The sequence below is a fragment of the Thermocrispum sp. genome (assembly GCF_002919275.1).
Classification (GTDB): domain Bacteria; phylum Actinomycetota; class Actinomycetes; order Mycobacteriales; family Pseudonocardiaceae; genus Thermocrispum; species Thermocrispum agreste.
In genome coordinates this window covers 17,076-37,858 of sequence record NZ_PKFA01000019.1, presented here as the reverse complement: position 1 = coordinate 37,858, position 20,783 = coordinate 17,076, and the positions used below count along the sequence as shown (strand labels likewise).

Genomic DNA, 20,783 nt, shown 5'->3' with positions numbered 1-20,783 from the left:
TGGCGCTGGTCCGCTGTCTAGAGTGCAGGCTATGCGCACCTCACTGCGGATGCTCGCTGTTGGCGCCGTGCTGGCCGCGGCCCCGGTCCTGACGGCGTGCGGCCAGGGAGAAGTCTCGGCCGCCCGGGACGACGGAGACCGGGACTATCGCGCGATGCAGCCCGAGCAGGTCTGCCAGCTGCTCACCGCCGAGGAGGCGGCGCAGATCATGAAACCGCTCACCACGGACCGGCTGACGCCGAGCGGGGAACAGCACAACTCGCTGCCCGCCTGCAACTACGGCGCCGGTGACGGGGCGAAGTATCTGATGCTGTCCATCCACCAGTCGAGCGCGCTGGGCGAGGACGACGACGCGGAGAAGGTGTCCGTGGCGGGCAAGCAGGCGCTGCAGATGCGGCCGTTCACGGGTTGCTCGGTGGCCATTCCGCTGGAGAAGCAGCTGTACCTGCTGGCGATCGTCGAGTCGTGGGAGTCCGGGGACGAGGAGTCCTGCACCGCGGCCACCGAGGCGCTCGCCAAGGCCTACCCGCGGCTCACCGGCTGATCACCTGGGCCGCGACGTCCAGCGCCCACTCGCTCGCCCCCGGCACCAGAGCCACCGCGAGCACCGAGAACAGCGGGACGATCACCCAGTTCTCCGCGGGGCCGCTGGTGCGGAAACGCAACGCCTTCGGCGGCCGGATCTCGTACCACGTCTCGCCGCGGATCGGAATCGGCCACAGGAACGGGCAGCCGGACTTGGTGAGTGCGTCGCCCAGGCAGTGCACGATGCAGCCCAGCGCGACCGCATAGCCCAGCCAGCCGGCCAGAGGACCCAGTTCGTCGATGCCTTCCGGGGTCGAGCTGATCCACCACGTCACCGCCGCGGTGGCCACCGGGAGCAGCCAGTCGCCGAGCGCGTCCTCGGCCAGCAGGACCGCGAAGAGGGCGACGGCAGCCACCGCCCACGGCCCACCCGCCTCGGTGCCCAGCGCGGTCAGCAGGCCGAGCAGCACGGCGAACACCACCGTGTGCGACAGGTGCCGGTGGGTGCCCTTGACCTTCTCGTCGCGCGGCCCTTTGGTCACCGCGTACAACCCCGCCGACGCCCTGCGCAGCAGCCAGGAGAGCGCCTTGGTCACCGGGCCGAGCAGGCGCGACGCCCGGGCTCCCGGGTGATCCAGATCCGGCAACAGCGCGAACCCGGCGGTGACCGTCGCGAACGCGACCGCCTTGTGCAGATCTCCTGCCCCCACCACAGGGGCGAAGGCCAGCCCCGCGCACCATCCGGTGAGCGCGTGCGTCCGACCCATCATCGGCCGGACCTCCTCGCCCTCCCGGCCGTCCCGCATGATCTCGTGGCTCCGAATCGACTCACCAGTTCCCGCTGACCGGGCACAGTCACCCTCCGTCCTTCCGCCAACGCGGGCCGGTCGACCCAGCACCGGCCGTGAGAAGTCGATCATGGAATGTAACGGGCGGTGCCGACGCTTTCGCGGCCCGTGGCACACAAGTACGGAGCGGATGCGGCGGGCCCCGACGATGCGCAGGTCAAGCCCCTTTCGCGCGGTCGGCCGTACGACGGCGGCCCACGCTCGGTACACGCGACGTTCGCAAACCCCTGCAGCGCGGCCGGCCGCCCACCGGAGGCCAGCGCGTGCCATACCAGGGCGAGGCCATGACCGACCGGCCCGTCAGGCCGGATGGCCAGTCGCCCAGGTCAGCCTTCCTGGCTCACGGCCGGGTCGGCAGCCGAGGCCTCGCCGGAGTTCACGGCCGCCGCGCCGTCGCCGGAGCCCGGACCGCGCGCCAGCTCCTGCGCCGCGCGCTTGGCCTCGCGATCACGTGCTTCTTGCCGGAAGGCCTTGATCAGTCCGACGGCGATGAGCGCGAGCACGAAGGAGAACGGCAGCGACATGATCACCGTGATGTTGGTCAGCTGCACCAGCCAGTTCTCACCGCCCACGGTCAGCATGGCGAAGGTGAGCAGGCCGATGGTCACCGACCAGAAGATGCGCACCGGGACCGCGCAGTCGGCCATCGGGTGCGGCAGCTTCGAGGTCAGGTTGCCGGTGACCAGGGCACCGGAGTCGGCGGAGGTCACGTAGAAGAGGAAGCCGGTGATGGTCACCAGCGCGATCAGGATCCCGGCCCCCGCGTACTGCTCGATGAAGTCGTAGAAGCCGGACGCAGGGTCGGCGTAGGTGTTCTCCCCCAGGGTTTCGTCACCGTTGCGCACGGTTCGGATCGCGCTGTTCCCGATCACCGAGCCCCACAGCAGGATGTAGACGAACGGAATCGACATCACGCCGAGGATGAACTGCCGGATCGTGCGGCCCCGCGAGATCCGCGCCAGGAACATCCCGACGAACGGCGCCCAGGCGATCCACCAGGCCCAGAAGAAGAGCGTCCACAGGTTCATCCACGCGGTCACCGTGGTGTCCGGGTCGCCCGCCAGGGTGGCGCCCTCCGCCTGGCGGTAGGCCAGGGTGTCGAAGCTCATGCCGGGAAGCTGGCTGAGATAGTCGCCGAGGTTCATCACCAGGGCGTTGAACAGGAACGCGCTGTCGCCGGAGATCAGGATGTAGCCCAGCAGGGAGACCGACAGCAGCACGTTCAGTTCGGACAACCGGCGGATTCCCTTGTCCACCCCGGAGACCGCCGACGTCGTCGCCAGCACGACCGATGCGACGATGAGCGCGATCTGCAGCGAGGTCCCGGCGCTGACCCCGAGCCAGCGGCTGAAGCCGACGCTGAGCAGGGCGATCCCGATGCCCAGCGACGTGGCGACGCCGAAGATGGTGCCGACGACGGTGGCGATGTCGACGGTGTCACCGGTACGGCCCTGGATGCGCTTGCCGAAGATCGGGTACAGGGCCGATCGGATCGCCAGCGGCAGGCCGCGCCGGAAGGCGAAGAAGCCGAGCGCCATGCCGATCAGGGCGTACAGGGCCCAGCCGGAGAGGCCGTAGTGGAACAGCATCCAGGTGACCGCTTCGCGCGCCGCCTCCGGCGTGCCGCCCTCGCCGGCCGGCGGGTGCAGGTATTGGGCCACCGGTTCGGCGACGGAATAGAAGATCACGTCGGTGCCGATCCCGGCGGCGAACAACATCGCCGTCCAGGTGAACAGGTTGTAGTCGGGCCGTGAGTCGTCCGGTCCCAGCCGGTAGTTGCCGTAGCGGCTGAAACAGATGACGATCACCACCACGAGCATCGCCGCGATCAGAGCGAAGTACCACCAGCCGAACGCGTCGCTGACCCACGCCACGACGGTGCTGGTGACGGTGCTGGCCCATTCGGGCGCGACCAGGCTGACGATGGCGATGCCGAGGACCGTCGCGGCGGAGCCGAACAAGACCACGAGGTTCGTGCGCGGTTTCGCGTCCCGGGGTCCAGCTGACGGTGTCGAGGATGTGCTGCCCGGATCCGGGCGGTCGGGCCGAGCGTCGGCTGCGGGCTGTTGGTGTATCGACTTGTCCATCTGCCGTCCTCGTCGTCCTCGTCGGCCGCCCGCAGGGATCACGAACCGTGACGACAGCAACCCCAGGAGCGACCGGTCAACCCACCCGCCGGCTGGACAGCACGGCTGGACGGATCGCGGCCGTCACCGAACGGGTGCCAAGGATGCAACCGAACGTGATCGCCGTCAAGCGAACGCCGGGCACCGCGACCCCTCGGCCATGCGATGCCGCCTCGGCGCCGGCATCTGGGCGCAGCGGGTGAAGGGGCGAGGACACGGCCGGGCAGGCCGATCGCGCCCGGCACCCTGCGGCGGCAATGCAAAACGCCCCGCCGACCGCATTGCCGCTGGTCCGCGGGGCGTTTGCCGCTGGTGGCAGGTGAGGGATTCGAACCCCCGAAGGCGTAAGCCGTCTGATTTACAGTCAGATCCCTTTGGCCGCTTGGGTAACCTGCCGTGTCTGGGTCAACCCCAGCTGCCATCAGATTACCCAACGACACCCAGGGGCCGCGCAAGGGGGATGCTTTTCTCCGCACCTCCGCCCACCCGCGGCTCGCACCGGACTCGGCGGATCACCGGGCCGTCCCCGTCTCATGATCATCAGCGCCGTGCGCTTGCCCGGAGGGGAGGCCGGGCAGCACGACCGAGCCCGCACGACGGTGCGGCCGCGATAGAGTGCGGCCGACGAGTTGGTACGACGCACGGGGTGTGAGTTTCCAGTGGCGGATTCATCGTTCGACGTGGTGAGCAAGGTCGACCGGCAAGAGGTGGACAACGCGGTCAACCAGGCTGCCAAGGAGCTGGCCACGCGTTTCGACTTCCGCGGTACCGGAGCCACCGTGTCCTGGGCTGGCGAGTTCGCGGTGACCATCGAGGCGGAGACCGAGGAGCGGGTCAAGGCCGCCGTCGAGGTGTTCAAGGAGAAGCTGATCAAGCGCGGCATCTCGCTGAAGGCGTTCGAGGCGGGCGAGCCCACGCTGTCCGGCAAGACCTACAAGGTCGCGGGCAAGATCCTCCAGGGCATCCCGTCCGACAAGGCGAAGAAGATCGCCAAGTTCATCCGCGACGAAGGCCCGAAGGGCGTGCAGGCGCAGATCCAGGGCGACCAACTGCGGGTGTCCAGCAAGAAGAAGGACCATCTGCAGGAGGTCATCGCCATGCTGAAGAAGGAGGACTTCGGCGTCGCGTTGCAGTTCACCAACTACCGGTGAGCCACGCGCTGCAACCGTGAGAGGGCATCGGGGGGCAGCGCGCATCGCGCTGCGCCAAGCGGAGACCAGGCGGTCGTGTTCACGTGCGGTCCTGCGTTGAGCCGCCTGGGCAGCGGCGATACGCGCTGCCCCGATCGCGCTATCGCTTGCGGAAGATCAGGTAGCTGACGCCGAGAATGATGTCGACGCCCGCCCACAGGACGATGATCAGCCCGACGCCGATTCCTGTCCCGATCGCGGTGCCTGCCTGACACGCCTCGAGCACCTGGCCGGTCTTGCCGTCGCAGTTGTCGGCGACGGCATTGAGGCCGCTGACCAGCCACAGCACGAACAACACCTGCACGGCGAGGAAGAACCACCGGAACACGTGCCGTTTCTTCTTGCCCTGGGCAGTCACGTCGCCGACCTGAGACGATTGCTGAATCACGTCGTTCCTTTCCGACAGAACCGCACGTGCGGTGGGGTGCTGGCAGTGGATCCGAAGCCTTCATCCCGGCCATCAGGACGTCGTTACCGGGGGTGCACGCACGTTGCTACCGACGCATTCACACGCATCACCCGGCCGGTCTCTTGCCCGGCCACCGCACACCCGGTGTCAACCACCCGGTGTGCTAAGAAGAAGCCGGGCATTCGCACGAACCGGTTGCACTCGCAGCCGAGGTCACCCTAACGTGTGGATCGCCGTGACCCCGTTGATCATTCAGGGGAGCGCGGCACACTGGGGTGGCGTGATGCGTGCGCCAGACGCAACGACGAGGGGTCGCATGGTGAACGGCAGTCCACGCCGCAACTCCGCCCGGCCGCTGACGACTCGTGGGTTGATCGCGTGAAGGGGATCGTGCTCGCCGGCGGCAGCGGCACCCGCCTGCACCCGATCACGCAGGCGGTGTCGAAGCAGCTGCTGCCGGTCTACGACAAGCCGATGGTCTACTACCCGCTGTCGGTGCTCATGCTGGCCGGCATCCGGGAGATCCTGCTCATCTCCACCCCGACCGACCTGCCCAGCTTCCAGCGCCTGCTGGGCGACGGCAGCAAGTGGGGCCTGAACATCAGCTACGCGGAGCAGCCGACGCCGAACGGTCTGGCCGAGGCCTTCCTGATCGGCGCCGACTTCATCGGCGACGACCCGGTGGCGCTGGTGCTGGGCGACAACATCTTCTACGGCCAAGGCTTCTCCCGCCGGCTGCGCAAGGAAGTCCGCGAACTGGACGGCTGCACGCTGTTCGCCTACCCGGTCAAGGACCCGCAGCGCTACGGCGTCGGCGAGGTCGACGAGAACGGCAACCTGATCTCCATCGAGGAGAAGCCGAAGCACCCGAAGTCGGACAAGGCGATCACCGGGCTGTACCTGTACGACAACACGGTGGTCGACATCGCCAAGGAGCTCACCCCGTCGGCGCGCGGCGAACTGGAGATCACCGAGGTCAACCAGGCCTACCTCCGCCAGGGCCGGGCGCGCCTCGTCGACCTCGGCCGCGGCTTCGCCTGGCTGGACACCGGCACGCACGACTCGCTGCTGGAAGCCGCGCAGTTCGTGCAGGTGCTGGAGCACCGCACCGGCGTCCGGATCGCCTGCCCGGAGGAGATCGCCTTGCGCATGGGCTTCATCGACGCCGACCAGTGCATGGCGCTCGGCCGCAAATTGGCCAACAGCGGGTACGGCGACTACGTCATGTCGGTGGCGCGCAGCTTCGGGGCGAGCGACTGACACCCCGCAGGGGAATCGTCGACCCTGGAAATCACTGTGTCGCCGATTCGGCGGACACGCTCACCTGGCTGACGCTGAACTTCTGGATCGAGCAGGCCACAGGCGGCGTCGAGCTCGTTGATCAGGATGTGCAGGGTGCGAACAATCCCCGGATGGGTCTGCGCGACCGCGGTGAACAGCTCGGTGTCACGGTCGACAGCGTCTTTCATCGCTTTCGATTTGTCGTTGCACATCGGATGCCGCAGCCGCCACGCTCCTGTTCGCACCAGCCAACGCAACGGCGTCCTGGCGCATTGGCTTCAGAATTCCCTTTGGTCCGCACCGCTGTCGGCGATGAGCCCTTACCGCCGTGGGTCTTGTCGTCGTGCGGATGGTTCACTCCGGCCGGGGAGATCATTCACGACGTCTCGGACCCCTCAGCACTCATTTCTTCCTCCGCCAACCGTTCGGCCTCTTCGTCACGAACGTCGGCGTCCTCGATCCGCACGATTCGACCGTCGAAGTCGGTCACGAACGCCGCACCGCCGTGAGCGGCGCCAACACATCCCCCTGAGTTCCACGACATGTACTCAGCGTGACCTCGGTTCGGGTAGCACGCCGGGACGATTCCTCCCCCTTTGTCTGCGGGTACAGGTCGTACCCGTCAAGCGGTGACACCGAGCGCAGTTGCGAGGCGCTCGGCATCGTCACGCACCGTTGCCCCACCGCTGTTCGCTAGCTCGGTGACAGCGAACCGGGCGAAGAGGTTGTAGCGGGTGGTTTCCGGGGCGATTTCGTTGGCCCGCCTGAGGAGGGCGACGGCAGCCACGTACTCACGTTGTGCGTAGAAGGCGCGTGCCGTCTCGATGGTGTGGAACGCGCGACGCGTCATGGATCCCAGCGCCGCAAAATCCAGCGCATCTGCCCGACGCACGGCCTCACCAGACTTCTGCAGATCCGCCAGCATCGTGACCTGGTAGGCATGCACCATCCCGGGGCCGAACTTCAGCCACGGATGTTCGACACCGCGCGCCGCCTGCTCGGCCACGTCCCAAGCCCGCCACGCGTCGCCTTCACGGCCAACCTTGGCGTGGGACAACGCAATGGCCAGGTACAACAGGCCGTACTCCGCGCGATCGCGCTCCGGGTCGAGAAGGCGCGCGGTGTCGTGAGCCAACTGCACCCGCACTTCCTCCGCTTCTCCGGCATCGCGATGCACGTGGTTGACGTACCAGGCCGCGGCCGCCATCGCCCGCGGATCGTCCGCGTCTTGCGCCGCGGTCATGGCCCGGTCAGCGGCAAGCATCACGAGGTTCGGCACGGGCTGGAACGACAAATACAGCTGTGTCAGGTGATACACCTGCGCCAAGGCGACCAGGGCACGGCGGCGATCGTTGCCCTCGACCAACCGAGGCAGGACGCGCGCATCGCGCAACAGTGACGGTAGAGCCACGGCAACGGCGGTGCGGTGCCGTCGGGAGCCGTGCCAGAGCTCCCACGCTTGCTCGACCCGTCTGACGATCCCGTCGACGTCCGGTTCGACGTCATCGGTCAGCGGGTAGTTCAGCAAGGCGCGGGAAATTGCGGGCAACTGCTCATGGGCCGCGTTGCTGTAGCTGGGCATGGCCAGCCGCTCGTCTCCGGTCAACTCTGCCAGGTCGTCGGCCCTGAGCGCTTCCGCGAGCCGCACCATCATCGGAAGGCGGGGCGGCAAAATGCGGCCCGTCTCCAAGGCCTTGACCCATTCGCCACTGCGGCCAACCAGGCCACCGAGTTGTGGCCTGGTCATCCCGGCACGAGTGCGCAGCCGCTTCAATCGCGATCCGAACGTTTCCTCGTTCACCGGCGTCACCCGTTTCCGCATTCGAGCACTTGGCGCATCCCACCGATGGTCTTCGTGGCAATCAGATACCACAGTAACCGTTCGATCACGCACAGCACGCGTAGCAATTGAGCAGGCCGTCAATACCGACATGAACGCCACCGTGGAGCGACGCCAATGGCGGTGAACCGGCTTTGCCGCGGCTGCCCGACGAGCCAGCCGCCTCGCTGCGCACTGCTGAACTGATCAGCGTCAGACACGTCGACATGTCGGCGTCTCGGCTCTGTCATGGCCTGTGCCGAACTCCGAGGCACTGCCGGACCGCCGATACGCCGATGCCGAAAGCGGGCCTCGAGCGACAGCGGGCAGGTTGGAGCAGGGCACGATCTTCGTCTCGGTAGCTGGCCGTGCGCGAAACGTGAGGGAGGGTCGTGCTGGGGGCGAGCGATCTGCGGACGAGCGGGCGCCCGAGAGATGGAACAGGCAGGTACGCTCGCCCTGGAAGCGCTGGCTGTCGGGCGTCGCTACCGATCAGAACGGATAATCCTGCGCGTTCGCGGTCTGCGCGCCGCACTGCCCCAGCGCACCACCGCGACGAAGGAACTGGACGAATCCCTGACCGCGCTCTTCACCGAGGACACTGCGCCGTGACCCGAGTCGCCATCACCGGCCATCGCGGACTTCCGGCCGCCACGGAACGACTGGTCGACGCCGCGTTGCGCGCGGAGATCGCCCGGTACGAATCCGGTTTGATCGGTCTCAGCGCGCTCGCCGACGGCGCCGATGCTCTGTTCGCTCGGGCCGTGCTCGACGCCGGCGGGGATCTCGTGGTGATCGTTCCCGCCAAGAAGTACCGCGACGGCTTGGCCGCCCGAACACTACGCCACCTACGACGGCCTGCTGTCGCAGGCCGCCAGGGTGATCGAGCTGGATTTCGTCGAATCGGACAGCCACGCGCACATGGCCGCCAGCCGGCGCATGCTCGACGAGACCGACCATCTCATCGCGGTGTGGGACGGCAAACCGGCGCGCGGTTACGGCGGCACTGCCGACGTGGTAGCCGCCGCCCGTGAGCGCGGTGTTCCCATCACGGTCGTGTGGCCCGAGGGGGGCCACACGGGACTGAAGAAGGCGTTGCCGCCTGCGACTAGGCCGCCTCGGCAACGCGGCGCGACCGCCGCGCGCGGGCCAGCACCGACTCCAGGGCCCAGGCGCCCGGGCCGATGAACACCAGCACCAGCATGGCCCAGCAGAACAAGGCGGCCGCCAAGCCACCGTTCTGGTGCGGCATCAGGCCCAGCGGCTGGTGCACCACGAAATAGGCGTAGGCCATGGCTCCCGAGGCCACGAACGCGGCACCGCGCATCCCGACGCCGAGAGTGACCAGCGCACCGGTGACGAACTCGATGAGCCCGGCCCACCACTGCGGCCAGGAGCCGAACGCGACGGGATGCCCGGGATTGGCTGGGTCACCACCGAAGATTCCGAACAAGACGGCCGCGCCATGGGCGAAGAACATCACCCCGACGGCGATCCGGAACAACGCGATGACGCGATCCCGATTTCCTTCCACCACTTCGCGCACACGCTCGGCAGGCATTGCTGTCCTCCGTTCCCCCGCGTGGAGGCACGTTGCACCCCCATGAACGAGTTCGTTTTCCTCGAGCAGGACCGGCCTCCCACGGGCCGTCTCGCCGCGGACGGCGCTGCCCACGGCCATGATCAACCTGCTCGTGAGGCACAACGGGATGGCGGGAGAACCTGTTCAACGCGTCAGCGTCGTTGCCCTCGACGTCACACCCCTACGCCTGAAAGGGCAACGACTGGCGAGCGCAAGCCGCCGCTCGTGGGTGGGAGTTCCCAGTTGACCAATTCCCAGTCGACCAAGGCCGTGTGCGTGCGGCGACGGACACAAGGCCCGGATGGGCAGCAGAAGGATCCGGACCGACACCTGGGCGTCAAGACGATCCGGGGCGGCACCCGCGGGTCGAACGACGAGCGTCCTGGTCGTTCCGGCATGTCCATCGGCGTCGAGGTGGCGTCGGCCGCCAATGTCGATGGCACAGCGTCCGCCACCCTCGGCGGGTTGACCGCTACCGCTACAGGTCCCGGTGGCATCCGCTGGCGGGCACGGAGCACTTGTGTCGCGAACGGCTCAGCCGCGCCGGGCGAGTTCCTCCAGCCGCCGGATCCGCTCCTGCATCGGCGGGTGGGTGGAGAACAGCCGGGCGAAGTTCTCCCCCGGCCGGAACGGGTTGGCGATCATCAAGTGCGACTGCGAAACCAGCCGCGGCTCCGGGGCCAACGGCCGGGCCGCCGTGCCGCTCTCCAGCTTGCGCAGGGCGGACGCCAACGCCAGCGGATCGCCGGTCAGCTCGGCGCCGGACTGGTCGGCCTGGAACTCCCGGGACCGGCTGACCGCCAGCTTGATGATCCCGGCCGCGATCGGGCCGATGAACACCAGCAGCAAGCTCAGCAGCGGGTTGGCGTTCTCCCTGTTGCCGCCGAACATCGCGAGGTACGACAGGAAGGTCACCACGCTGGCCAGCGCCCCGGCGATGCTGGAAATCAAGATGTCGCGGTTGTAGACGTGCGACAGCTCGTGCCCGAGCACCGCACGCAGCTCACGCTCGTCGAGGATCTGCAAGATCCCGGTGGTGCAGCACACCGCGGAGTTGCGCGGGTTCCGGCCGGTGGCGAACGCGTTCGGCGCCGGCGTCGGGCTGATGTAGAGCCGCGGCATCGGCTGCCGCGCGGCCGTGGCCAGCTCGCGCACGATCCGGTACATCGTGGGCTGCTCCGCTTCGGACACCGGCCGGGCGCGCATCGCACGCAGCGCCAGCTTGTCCGAGTTGAAGTAGGCGAATCCGTTGACGGCCAGCGCAATGAGCAAACCGATGTACACCGCACCACGCCCGAAGAGGCTGCTGATGCCGATGATGAGTGCGCTCATCAAGCCCAGCAGCAGCACGGTCTTGATGCCGTTCTGATGCCTGTGCACTTGCTTGCGCCTCCCGATGGCCGGTTTCTCGCCCCTCCGTCCACGATTCAACGCGCCTGACCACACCGAAGTTCCGATGATTCCGACCACAGCGCCCTGACCAGGCACTTCATCGCGTGTCGACGGCCGGAGCCGTCAATCGACCGACGATCCGTAACCGGTCGATCACGAAGCGCTTCCGAACAGTTCGGCAAATTTCGTCCGCAGCACACGGTCAGCCCGCCTCGCGCACGCTCTGATTGCCGCCATTTGCCCAGTCCGCGCTCGTACCGCCGATGACCTGTTCGCCCCGAACGTCTGTTTCGTGCCACGCCCTGCTCGATTCTTCATCAATCAAATGGCGGGAGCGCAGGAAAGATCACGCCAGCGTGTTCAGAATCCGTCTTACCGATCCAGGAGCGGCGACGGCCTGGTGCCGATGGCCGAGCGTGGCGAACAGCCCACGGTGCGGACGGCGAGCAGGTCGTCCGAGCCGGCAACCCGGCGCCAGACGCATCCGTTCGAGCCGACGCCAAGGAGAAAGGCTCCCTGGCACACGCCTCCGGGAGCCTTTCGTCATCGGTCTCGGTCATGCGTACCTGCGCGCCGGCACCCGACGCCGTTGTCGGCTACCTTCGCGGGCTTGGCCTGCCGAGAAGCACGTGGGTCGCCCGTACCCGCACGCGCTGTGCCGCCTGCACCCGTGGCCCAGCGTGGCGGCTGATCCACCCAGAACACACAGGCTGCCCGTACCCGCGCGGCCGGCCCGAGGTTCGTGCGCCGATCGGCCAGCTCAGTCGCGCAGCTCCAACGTGCAGCACTTCGGGCCGCCGCCCGCCTTGCGCAGCTCGGACATGTCGACCAGGTGCGGCTGGTAGCCGCGCTCGGCAAGCTGCTCGGCCAAGCCGACGGCCTGCGCGGACAACACCACGTTGCGGCCGTCGGAGACTCCGTTCAACCCGAACGTCTCCGCGTCCTCGTCGCTGGCCAGCACCGCGTCCGGGAACATCCGCTGCAACACCCGCAGGGAGCCGGGCGAGAAGGCCTTCGGGTAGTAGGCCACCTCCGCCGGGCGGTCCTCGGTCGCCGTGGTCAGCACCATCAGCGCGGTGTCCAGGTGGTAGTAGCGCGGGTCGACCAGCTGCAGCGTCACCACCGGCACGCCGAGGACCTCCTGCGCCTCGGCGTGCGCCGCCGGATCGGTGCGGAATCCGGTGCCCGCCAGCAGAACCGACCCGGTCCAGGTCAGGTCGCCCTCGCCTTCGTTGATCTTGGTGGGCATCACCACGTCGCGGTAGCCGTGCTCGACGAACCAGCGCCGGTAGTACTCCGCCTCGGCCTGGCGCTGCTCGGCACGGAACCGTGCACCCAGCACGCGACCGTCGATCACCGTTCCCGAGTTCGCGGCGAACACCATGTCGGGCAGGCCCTCGACCGGCTCGATCTCCTCCACGGTGTGGCCGAGCTTGCGGTAGGTGTCCCGCAGTTCGGTCCACTGCAGCATGGCCAGATCCACCGACACCGGCTTGCTCGGGTCCATCCACGGATTGATGGCGTAGTCCACCGCGAAGTACCGCGGTGGGCACATCAGGTAGTGACGTGGTTCCGCCTGCCGGTGGGCAGGCGACGTCTGGCGAACAGCAACGGCGGTCATGCCGTCAATCTACGATGCAAGCACAGCGGCGATCAATTGCTCACTTTTGCGCATGCACGTGCTAAACATTGCGTATGAACTCGATTGACCAGCGAATCATTTCGTGTTTGGTCGCCAATGCCCGGTCTTCGTACGCGGAGATCGGCAAGGTGGTCGGGCTGTCCGCCCCGGCCGTCAAGCGCCGCGTCGACAAGCTGTTGGATTCGGGGGTACTGCGCGGCTTCACCGCGGTCGTCGACCCGCGCGCGCTGGGCTGGGGAACCGAAGCTTTCGTGGAAGTGCACTGCCGGGGCAACGTTCCGCCGTCGCGGATCCGGTCGAGCCTCATCGAGTTGCCGGAAGTGGCCGCCGCGTACACGGTGTCCGGTGCCGCGGACGCCATCGTGCACCTTCGTGCCGCCGACATCCATCATCTGGAGTCGGCGCTGGAGCGGCTGCGCGGCCTGGAGATCATCGACCGCACGGTGTCCACCGTCGTGCTGTCCACGCTGCTGGAGCGGCCCCCCGTTCCGCACTGACACGTCGCGGCACCCGCTGGGTACTCTCGGCCGCATGGTCGCAGCAACCCCGCACCCGGCCGACGAGGCCGGAATCCGCCAGGACCGCATCGGCAAAGTCGCCGTGCTCACCGTGCACAACCCCAAGCGCCGGAATGCCCTCACCGTGGACCTGTCAGCGGAGCTTGCCGCCGCGGTCCGCGCGGCAGAGGACGACCAGGACGTGCACGCCGTGGTCGTGACCGGCACACCCCCGGCGTTCTGCGCAGGTGCCGATCTGGAGGCGCTGGCGTCCGGCACCGAGGAAGGGCTGCGCTCCATCTACGCCGGGTTTCTCGCCGTGGCGGAATGCTCGCTTCCCACCCTGGCGGCGGTCGGTGGCCCGGCCGTGGGCGCCGGCCTCAACCTGGCGCTGGCCGCCGACGTCCGGTTCGCCGGTCCGCACGCCCGCTTCGACACCCGGTTCCTCCAGCTGGGCATCCACCCCGGCGGCGGCATGACGTGGATGGCACACCGCATCGTCGGGCCGCAACAGGCAGCGGCGATGACGCTGTTCGGCGAAGTTCTCGGCGCCGAACAGGCACACGCGGCGGGACTGGTCCACCGCGTGGTGGACGGTGACCACGAACAGCTTGTCGCCGCCGCCGTGGAATTCGCCAGGGGCGCGGAGAAGGCGCCCCGCGATCTGCTGGTGACCACCAAGCGCACCATGCGTCAGACCGCCACGATGGCCCGTCACGCGGACGCCGTGAACGCCGAGATCGTGCCGCAGCTGGCGTCGATCGCCTCGGAGACATTCGCCACCCGGCTCGCTGAGATGCGCACCACAATCAGCAGGTCAGGGCGCTGATTCGGGTAGTCGACACGGTCGACGGCAGGTGTCCACGGACTGGAATCACATCGAGCCGGTTCGTCGGTTCGGCACACGTCGAGCTAACCTCGAGGTGAGTCGAGCCTAACTTCGGTAGGCGACTCGTACTCGAAGCGCAGAGAGGGATTCCCTCATTCACATGTCCACCAGCGAAAACACCCCGGGTCAGGCTGCCGGAGAACGCACCACCACGGTCGAGAAGCTCGACCGGGTGGTCATCAGGTTCGCCGGCGACTCCGGTGACGGCATGCAGCTGACCGGTGACCGGTTCACCTCGGAAACCGCGGCCTTCGGCAACGACCTGGCGACCCTGCCCAACTTCCCTGCCGAGATCCGCGCCCCGCAGGGCACCATGGCGGGCGTCTCGTCGTTCCAGGTGCACTTCGCCGACTACGACATCCTCACCCCAGGCGACCGGCCGGACGTGCTGGTGGTGATGAATCCCGCGGCGCTGAAGGCCAACATCGACGACCTGCCCCCGGGCGGCACGATCATCGCCAACACCGACGAGTTCACCAAACGCAACCTGGCGAAGGTCGGCTACACCGACAACCCGCTGGACGACGGTTCGCTGGACCAGTACCAGGTGCACAAGGTGGCGATGTCCACGCTGACCCGTGGCGCGGTCGAACACCTCGGCATCGGCAAGAAGGACGCCGAGCGGGCCAAGAACATGTTCGCCCTCGGCCTGCTCTCCTGGATGTACCACCGCCCCACCGAGGGCACGGAGAACTTCCTGCGCACCAAGTTCGCCCGCAAGCCGGACATCGCCGAGGCGAACATCCTGGCCTTCCGCGCCGGATGGAACTACGGCGAGACCACCGAGGCCTTCTCGGTGACCTACGACGTGGCGCCGGCGAAGCTGCCGCCGGGTACCTACCGGCAGATCACCGGGAATCTCGCGCTGGCTTACGGCATCATCGCGGCCGGGCAGCGCTCGGGCCTGCCGGTGGTGCTGGGTTCCTACCCGATCACCCCGGCCTCGGACATCCTGCACGAGCTGAGCAAGCACAAGGCGTTCAACGTCATCACCATGCAGGCCGAGGACGAGATCGCGGGCATCGGCGCCGCACTGGGGGCCTCCTACGGTGGCGCGCTCGGTGTGACCAGCACGTCCGGCCCCGGTGTCGCGCTGAAGTCGGAGACGATCGGCCTGGCGGTGATGACCGAACTGCCGCTGGTGGTGATCGACGTCCAGCGGGGTGGCCCGTCCACCGGCCTGCCGACCAAGACCGAGCAGGCGGACCTGCTGCAGGCCCTCTACGGCCGCAACGGTGAGTCCCCGGTGCCGGTGGTGGCGCCGTGCTCGCCGGGTGACTGCTTCGACATGGCGTTGGAGGCGGCGCGCATCGCGCTGACCTACCGCACCCCGGTCATCCTGTTGTCCGACGGCGCGCTCGCCAACGGCTCCGAGCCGTGGCGCATCCCGAACGTCGACGAGCTGCCGGACCTGACCGTGACGTTCGCTTCCGAGCCGAACGCCATGGACGGCAGCAACGAGTTCTGGCCGTACGTGCGGGACACCGAGACGCTGGCCAGGGAATGGGCCATCCCCGGCACCCCTGGCCTGGAGCACCGCATCGGCGGGCTGGAGAAGGCCGACAACAAGGGCAACATCTCCTACGACCCGGACAACCACGACCGGATGGTGCGGCTGCGCCAGGCGAAGATCGACGGCATCAAGGTTCCGGACGTCGAGGTCGACGACCCGACCGGGGACGCGCGGGTGCTGGCGCTCGGCTGGGGTTCGTCGTACGGGCCGATCGGTGCGGCGTGCCGGAGGGTGCGCCGCTCGGGCATGCGCATCGCCCAGGCGCACCTGCGCTACCTCAACCCGCTGCCGGCCAACCTCGGCTCGGTGCTGGAACGCTACGACGTGGTGATCGTGCCGGAGATGAACCTGGGCCAGCTGGCCGGCGTGCTGCGCGCCCGCTACCTGGTCGACATCCGGTCACACACCAAGGTGGCCGGGCTGCCGTTCAAGGCGGCCGAACTGGCCGAGGTGTTCACCGACGTCATCAACGACACCGAGCCGCCTGCCGCCGACGGATCCGACGTCCACGCGCTGACGGAGGCTGTGGAATGAGCATCGACCTCGGACTCCCGCGCATCGGCGGGCTGGACGGAGTGCCGACCACCGACGAGGCCTACAAGGCCAAGGACTTCAAGTCCGACCAGGAAGTGCGCTGGTGCCCCGGGTGCGGCGACTACGTCGTGCTCAACACGATGCAGGCGTTCCTGCCCAGCCTGGGCGTCAAGCGGGAGAACATCGTGTTCGTGTCGGGCATCGGCTGCTCCAGCCGGTTCCCGTACTACATGAACACCTACGGCTTCCACTCGATCCACGGCCGGGCGCCCGCGATCGCCACCGGGCTGGCGGTGGCCAGGCCGGATCTGTCGGTGTTCGTCATCACCGGTGACGGCGACGCGCTGTCCATCGGCGGGAACCACCTGATCCACGCGCTGCGGCGCAACGTGAACATCAAGATCCTGCTGTTCAACAACCGCATCTACGGCCTGACCAAGGGCCAGTACTCGCCGACCAGCGAGGAAGGCAAGATCACCAAGTCCACCCCGATGGGCTCGCTGGACCATCCGTTCAACCCGATCAGCCTGGCGCTGGGCGCCGAGGCGACGTTCGTGGCGCGGGCGCTGGACTCGGACAAGGCCGGGCTGACCGAGGTGCTCACCGCGGCGACGCAGCACCGCGGGTCGGCGTTCGTGGAGATCTACCAGAACTGTCCGATCTTCAACGACGGCGCGTTCGACGTGCTGAAGGACAAGGACGAGTCGGCGCGGCGGATCGTGCCGCTGCGGCCGGGCGAGCCGATCGTGTTCGGACCGGAGAACGAGTACGCGGTGGTGCGCGGCGACTTCGGCTTCGACATCGCCAAGGTGGCCGACATCGACCCGGACACCATCGTCACCCACGACCCGACGATCGCCGACCCGGCGTACGCGTTCGCGTTGTCCCGGCTGGGCGGCCAGGACCTGTCGCACACCCCGATCGGGATCTTCCGCCAGGTCGACCGCACGACGTACGACGACGCGGTGCGGGCGCAGGTGGAGTCGGCACGCCAGAAGCAGGACGCCGACCTGCAGGCGCTGCTCAACGGCAGCGACACCTGGACCGTCGCGTGACGCAGGCTTGATCACTCGGCCGTCGAGGCTGGAAGCTCGACGGCGAGCGCGGTTCCGGCGCGACCGTCACGGCGCGCAACCCGGTACCCGACCGCCCTGGCAGCACGAGTCGCCCGGCGCACGGCGAGGGGACGTGCCAGCCGTCGGCCGCAGTCCCGTCGGCCCGCGGCCATGTCGACCCGCGGCCTTGGCAGCCCGCGGCCGTGTCAGCCCTCCAACGGCCGGAAACCCACCCGCTCGGCGTCCGCCACGCTGGTGAACCACACTTCCGCGACCATCTCGTTGAACCGCGGCGAATCCTCCGGGCAGTACCGCAACGCGGTCACGCTGCCCTTCACCCGGTACTCGGGTCCCGGACGGCCACCGCCGGGCAGCGGCATCGCCGACCCGGGCCCGAACGGCCCTGGCGGCGGCAGCTGCGCGCCGGACGGCTGCGCCTTCGCCCCCTTCGACGACGCCGGCTCGAACAGCGAGCCGCCCGACGGAACGTTCGCCTGCGGAACACGCCGGGCCACCGGACGCATGCTCGGCTTGATCGGCTTCGGCGGCTCGAACCCGCCGCGGATCTGGTGCGTGGCACCCCTGGTCCGCTTGGGCAAGCCGGTTTCCGGATCCAGCTGCGGCTCGATGTCCGGCAAACGGCCGTCCGGGCCGACCTCCGGCGCCACGGCCGGTTTCTCCGGCTCGGTGAACAGGCTCGGTTGGTCGCCGTGGTCGCCGTGGTCGCCGACCGCCGATGCGGCGACACCGCTGGGTGCGCCTTCCCGACTGTCCCTGCATTCCGGGGAGTCCGGAGTCCACTCGTCGCCCTGCTGCGGAGCCGCCGAAACGGGCTCGGCCGGAGCGTCCGGGAGTTGCGTTTCGCCCGGCTGGGCCTGCGGCGCCGGGGCAGAGAAACCGCTCGGCGTGGGCGCCTGCACGTCGGGTGCTTCCGTGGGCCGGAACGCGACCGGGGCGTCCGGCCGTATCGCCGAGGTGTCGGCGGGCTGGAAGCCCGTTGTCGTCTCGGGCTGCGCTGCGGACGTTTCCGCCGCCTGGTGTCCGGCGGCCGCCTCGGCTTGCGCCACCTCCGGCTGGTGGAACATCGCAGGCACTTCCGGCTCAGCGGCAGGCCCCGCAGCGGATTCCGTCTCGAACTCGGTGCTTTCGAATCCCGCCGGCTGCTGAGGTGCGGCCGGAGCACTCGGCTGCTCAGGCGCCGGACCCTCTGTCGGAGCATCCGTCTGAGCAGACGACACTGGCGCATACGCGCCGGTGGATTCCGCCTGCGTGGACGCAGACTCTGCGCGGCCCGGCGCTGCCGGGGCAGCAGATTCGGCCGACGCTGTCGGCGCGGGCTGCGGCCGTACCGGCGGCGGGGTCGACGCAGAACGCCGCGGCACACGCCGCGTGAACTCCTCCAGCTCCTGGTCACCGGCCAGGTCGATGTCCGCCGACCCGAGCACTCGGGGCTGGATCTGCGTGGGGGTCTCCGGCCACGTGTCCACCGGCGGCGCGGCATGCTCCGCGGCCTGCGCCTGCCCGGTGGCCTGGTCTCGGTCGGCGCTCGGAGCCCGCTCGACCTCCTCCGACGGATCGTCGAGCGCCGCAAAGCCCGGGGTGTCCGCCGTGTCGTCGGCACCGCCGAGCCGGTCCGCGATCGACCCGCCTGCGGGCTGGTCGGGCTCGAACAAGCTCCCCGGCGGCTCGTCGTCGACGTCCCGGGGGGTCCGATCCGAGGCCGCGGCCGAGATCACCGGCTGCACCCGGGTGACCTCGCCGTCGTCAGCGGCCGACGGATCGGCCTCGGCTGCTCCGGCGCGTTCGTGGAACCGGCCCGGCTGCTCGTCGGCCGGATCACCGCGGTGGTCGAAGTCCTCGTGGTCGGCTTGCGGGTGCGACCACTCGCGCCGATACGGCTCCTGCTCGAAAGGCTCAGGACGGTCCGGCTCGAAGTCGTCCTCGGCGTAGCCGGCAGACCGGTCGTGCTCACGGGTGGGCGTGCCGCGCATTTCCTCGGCGTACTCGTGGTACTCCGCCCGCTCGCGCTCGTCCTCGTCCCGAACGAACTGGTCGACGGCGTCGGGCTCGTCGTCGTTCCGGGGCCGCGCCGACAGGCTGTCCCGTTCCAGCCAGTCGTGCCGGCGGGTCGGCGGCACCGGCTCGTCGAAGACCGAGCTCGACGACTGCCGGTACTCCGGCGCCTGCTGCGGCCGTCCGCCGGGCTCCGCCTGCCCCGGCTGGGCCCGCTGGGTCCCGCGCGCCACCTCGTGCAGCTGCTGCTCGAGGTGGTTGGCCCGCTGCTGCAGGGGCCGTACCAGCAGCACCCAGGTGAGCAGCGCGCCGAGCAGGAACGACAGCAGGCTCCAGAACCAGACTTCTCCGAACAGGGAGGACATGGTCTGCGCGGTCTCCTTCCGTCCATCCGCCGGCGGCGGGCACCGGCGGCCCGGAGCGTCTAGGTCGTGCGAGCGGCGAGGTAGTCGGCGACGGACTCGCACGCGTCGCGTGCGGCCGACTCCGGCAACGACGCCAACTCGGCCCTGGCCCGCAGAGTGTATTCGCGCAACGTCTCGCGCGCGTGCCGCAAGCCCGCCGACGAGCGCAGCAGCTCGATCGCCTCGGCGATCTCGTCGTCGTCGGTGAGCGGGGTCGTCAGCAACTCGATCAGACGGGCATTGTCCTTGTCGTCGTGCAAGGCGTACAGCATCGGCAGAGTCCGCACGCCTTCGCGCAGATCGGTGCCCTGTTCCTTGCCCAGCACGTCCGATCCGGACGCGATGTCGATGATGTCGTCGGAGATCTGGAACGCGACGCCGATGATCGCGCCGAACTTCCGCATGGCGGCCACGTGCTCGGCACTCGCCCCGGACAGCAAGGCCCCGAACCGGCCGGACGTGGCGATCAGCGATCCGGTCTTCTGGGCGATCACGGTCAGGTAGTGCTGGATCGGGTCCTCGCCGTCGCGCGCCCCCACCGTCTCCCGGATCTGGCCGGTGACCAGCTCGTTCATCGTCTCCGCGATGATCCGCGTCGGCTCGGTGCCCAGCTGGGCGACCAGCCGCGAGGCGTGCGCGAACAGCAGGTCACCGGTGAGGATCGCCACGGTGTTGTCCCACCGGGCGTTGGCGCTCTGCGCACCCCGCCGCATGGTGGCCTCGTCCATCACGTCGTCGTGGTAGAGCGTGGCCAGGTGCACCAGCTCGACCGCGGCCGCGGCGGTGATCACGTCGTCGGATGCCCCGTTGCCGAACTGGCTGGCCAGCAGCGTGAACATGGGCCGGAACCGCTTGCCGCCCGCCTCGGTCAGGTGCCGCGCCGCGGCGTCGACGAACTCGACGTCACTGCGCACGGCTTCCCGGAGCAGCTTCTCCACCTTCGCCAGGCCGGTGGCCAGCTCGGCAAGCAATGCCTCGTCGGCGATGCGCAAACCAACTGCGGCCTGCAACTCGGCCATGCGCTTGGCGTCAGACACGCCAGTCAGCCTAACGGGCGTCGCCCG

Annotated in this window: 19 protein-coding genes and 1 tRNA gene; 8 read left to right on the top strand and 12 right to left on the bottom strand. The window is 68.7% G+C overall.

Annotation, left to right across the window (positions count from 1 at the left end; translation table 11 throughout):
• The first annotated feature begins 31 nt into the window (after positions 1 to 31).
• The gene (locus CXP56_RS04305; RefSeq protein ID WP_028846883.1) at positions 32 to 544 is read left to right on the top strand and encodes a hypothetical protein; all 513 of its coding nucleotides are present in this window, start codon (positions 32 to 34) and stop codon (positions 542 to 544) included.
• On the opposite strand, the gene CXP56_RS04300 is transcribed toward CXP56_RS04305, so the two are convergent.
• From CXP56_RS04300 to CXP56_RS04290, 3 genes are all read right to left on the bottom strand, one after another.
• The gene (locus CXP56_RS04300; RefSeq protein ID WP_084609088.1) at positions 534 to 1,295 is read right to left on the bottom strand and encodes a metal-dependent hydrolase; all 762 of its coding nucleotides are present in this window, start codon (positions 1,293 to 1,295) and stop codon (positions 534 to 536) included. The two genes, CXP56_RS04305 and CXP56_RS04300, sit on opposite strands and share 11 nt — an antisense overlap.
• 404 nt (positions 1,296 to 1,699) lie before the next feature.
• Positions 1,700 to 3,340 (bottom strand): BCCT family transporter, encoded by a 1,641-nt coding sequence (locus CXP56_RS04295; protein ID WP_051309894.1) that lies wholly within the window; start codon positions 3,338 to 3,340, stop codon positions 1,700 to 1,702.
• Between the two features lie 469 nt (positions 3,341 to 3,809).
• Positions 3,810 to 3,895: transfer RNA gene (locus CXP56_RS04290), tRNA-Tyr, on the bottom strand.
• A 263-nt stretch (positions 3,896 to 4,158) separates the two neighbouring features.
• Here CXP56_RS04290 and CXP56_RS04285 point away from each other — a divergent pair.
• Positions 4,159 to 4,650 carry a YajQ family cyclic di-GMP-binding protein gene (locus CXP56_RS04285; protein WP_028846884.1) on the top strand — a complete coding sequence of 164 codons (492 nt, stop codon included), beginning with the start codon at positions 4,159 to 4,161 and terminating at the stop codon, positions 4,648 to 4,650.
• 139 nt (positions 4,651 to 4,789) lie between these two features.
• On the opposite strand, the gene CXP56_RS04280 is transcribed toward CXP56_RS04285, so the two are convergent.
• Complete coding sequence (locus tag CXP56_RS04280; protein ID WP_051309897.1) at positions 4,790 to 5,077, bottom strand: hypothetical protein; 288 nt, start codon at positions 5,075 to 5,077, stop codon at positions 4,790 to 4,792.
• A 399-nt stretch (positions 5,078 to 5,476) separates the two neighbouring features.
• On the opposite strand from CXP56_RS04280, the gene rfbA reads away from it, so the two are divergent.
• Positions 5,477 to 6,358 (top strand): glucose-1-phosphate thymidylyltransferase RfbA, encoded by an 882-nt coding sequence (gene rfbA / locus CXP56_RS04275; protein WP_286899927.1) that lies wholly within the window; start codon positions 5,477 to 5,479, stop codon positions 6,356 to 6,358.
• Here rfbA and CXP56_RS04270 read toward each other — a convergent pair.
• The 3 genes from CXP56_RS04270 to CXP56_RS04260 form a co-directional block, all read right to left on the bottom strand.
• Positions 6,316 to 6,591, bottom strand: a complete 276-nt coding sequence (locus CXP56_RS04270) for a hypothetical protein (protein ID WP_156899123.1) — start codon at positions 6,589 to 6,591, stop codon at positions 6,316 to 6,318. The genes rfbA and CXP56_RS04270 overlap by 43 nt on opposite strands.
• A gap of 164 nt (positions 6,592 to 6,755) precedes the next feature.
• Complete coding sequence (locus CXP56_RS04265; protein ID WP_156899124.1) at positions 6,756 to 6,923, bottom strand: hypothetical protein; 168 nt, start codon at positions 6,921 to 6,923, stop codon at positions 6,756 to 6,758.
• Between the two features lie 78 nt (positions 6,924 to 7,001).
• Positions 7,002 to 8,180 (bottom strand): helix-turn-helix domain-containing protein, encoded by a 1,179-nt coding sequence (locus CXP56_RS04260; protein WP_286899924.1) that lies wholly within the window; start codon positions 8,178 to 8,180, stop codon positions 7,002 to 7,004.
• Positions 8,181 to 8,633: 453 nt separating this feature from the next.
• On the opposite strand from CXP56_RS04260, the gene CXP56_RS04255 reads away from it, so the two are divergent.
• Positions 8,634 to 8,810: a hypothetical protein gene (locus CXP56_RS04255; protein ID WP_156899125.1), complete on the top strand. Its 177-nt coding sequence runs from the start codon at positions 8,634 to 8,636 to the stop codon at positions 8,808 to 8,810.
• A gap of 496 nt (positions 8,811 to 9,306) precedes the next feature.
• On the opposite strand, the gene CXP56_RS04245 is transcribed toward CXP56_RS04255, so the two are convergent.
• The 3 genes from CXP56_RS04245 to ddaH form a co-directional block, all read right to left on the bottom strand.
• Entirely contained in the window at positions 9,307 to 9,759 is a 453-nt protein-coding gene (locus CXP56_RS04245; RefSeq protein WP_051309899.1) for a DoxX family protein, read from the bottom strand.
• Between the two features lie 555 nt (positions 9,760 to 10,314).
• Complete coding sequence (htpX, locus tag CXP56_RS04240; RefSeq protein WP_028846889.1) at positions 10,315 to 11,160, bottom strand: zinc metalloprotease HtpX; 846 nt, start codon at positions 11,158 to 11,160, stop codon at positions 10,315 to 10,317.
• A 772-nt stretch (positions 11,161 to 11,932) separates the two neighbouring features.
• Complete coding sequence (ddaH, locus tag CXP56_RS04235; protein ID WP_342665094.1) at positions 11,933 to 12,793, bottom strand: dimethylargininase; 861 nt, start codon at positions 12,791 to 12,793, stop codon at positions 11,933 to 11,935.
• A gap of 74 nt (positions 12,794 to 12,867) precedes the next feature.
• Here ddaH and CXP56_RS04230 point away from each other — a divergent pair, with 74 nt between their 5' ends.
• From CXP56_RS04230 to CXP56_RS04215, 4 genes are all read left to right on the top strand, one after another.
• Positions 12,868 to 13,311 (top strand): Lrp/AsnC family transcriptional regulator, encoded by a 444-nt coding sequence (locus tag CXP56_RS04230; protein WP_028846891.1) that lies wholly within the window; start codon positions 12,868 to 12,870, stop codon positions 13,309 to 13,311.
• A gap of 34 nt (positions 13,312 to 13,345) precedes the next feature.
• A complete protein-coding gene (locus tag CXP56_RS04225; RefSeq protein ID WP_051309901.1) occupies positions 13,346 to 14,140 on the top strand; it encodes an enoyl-CoA hydratase in 795 nt (264 codons plus the stop codon).
• 160 nt (positions 14,141 to 14,300) lie between these two features.
• Positions 14,301 to 16,247 carry a 2-oxoacid:acceptor oxidoreductase subunit alpha gene (locus CXP56_RS04220; RefSeq protein WP_286899920.1) on the top strand — a complete coding sequence of 649 codons (1,947 nt, stop codon included), beginning with the start codon at positions 14,301 to 14,303 and terminating at the stop codon, positions 16,245 to 16,247.
• A complete protein-coding gene (locus CXP56_RS04215) occupies positions 16,244 to 17,302 on the top strand; it encodes a 2-oxoacid:ferredoxin oxidoreductase subunit beta (RefSeq protein ID WP_028846893.1) in 1,059 nt (352 codons plus the stop codon). Before CXP56_RS04220 ends, CXP56_RS04215 begins: the two co-directional genes overlap by 4 nt.
• A gap of 206 nt (positions 17,303 to 17,508) precedes the next feature.
• Here the strand turns inward: CXP56_RS04215 and CXP56_RS18985 are convergent, their stop codons facing one another.
• On the bottom strand, positions 17,509 to 19,680 hold the full coding sequence (locus tag CXP56_RS18985) for a sunset domain-containing protein (RefSeq protein ID WP_353744527.1): 2,172 nt from the start codon (positions 19,678 to 19,680) through the stop codon (positions 17,509 to 17,511).
• A gap of 59 nt (positions 19,681 to 19,739) precedes the next feature.
• On the bottom strand, positions 19,740 to 20,738 hold the full coding sequence (locus CXP56_RS04205) for a polyprenyl synthetase family protein (protein WP_038044656.1): 999 nt from the start codon (positions 20,736 to 20,738) through the stop codon (positions 19,740 to 19,742).
• Positions 20,739 to 20,783: the final 45 nt, after the last annotated feature.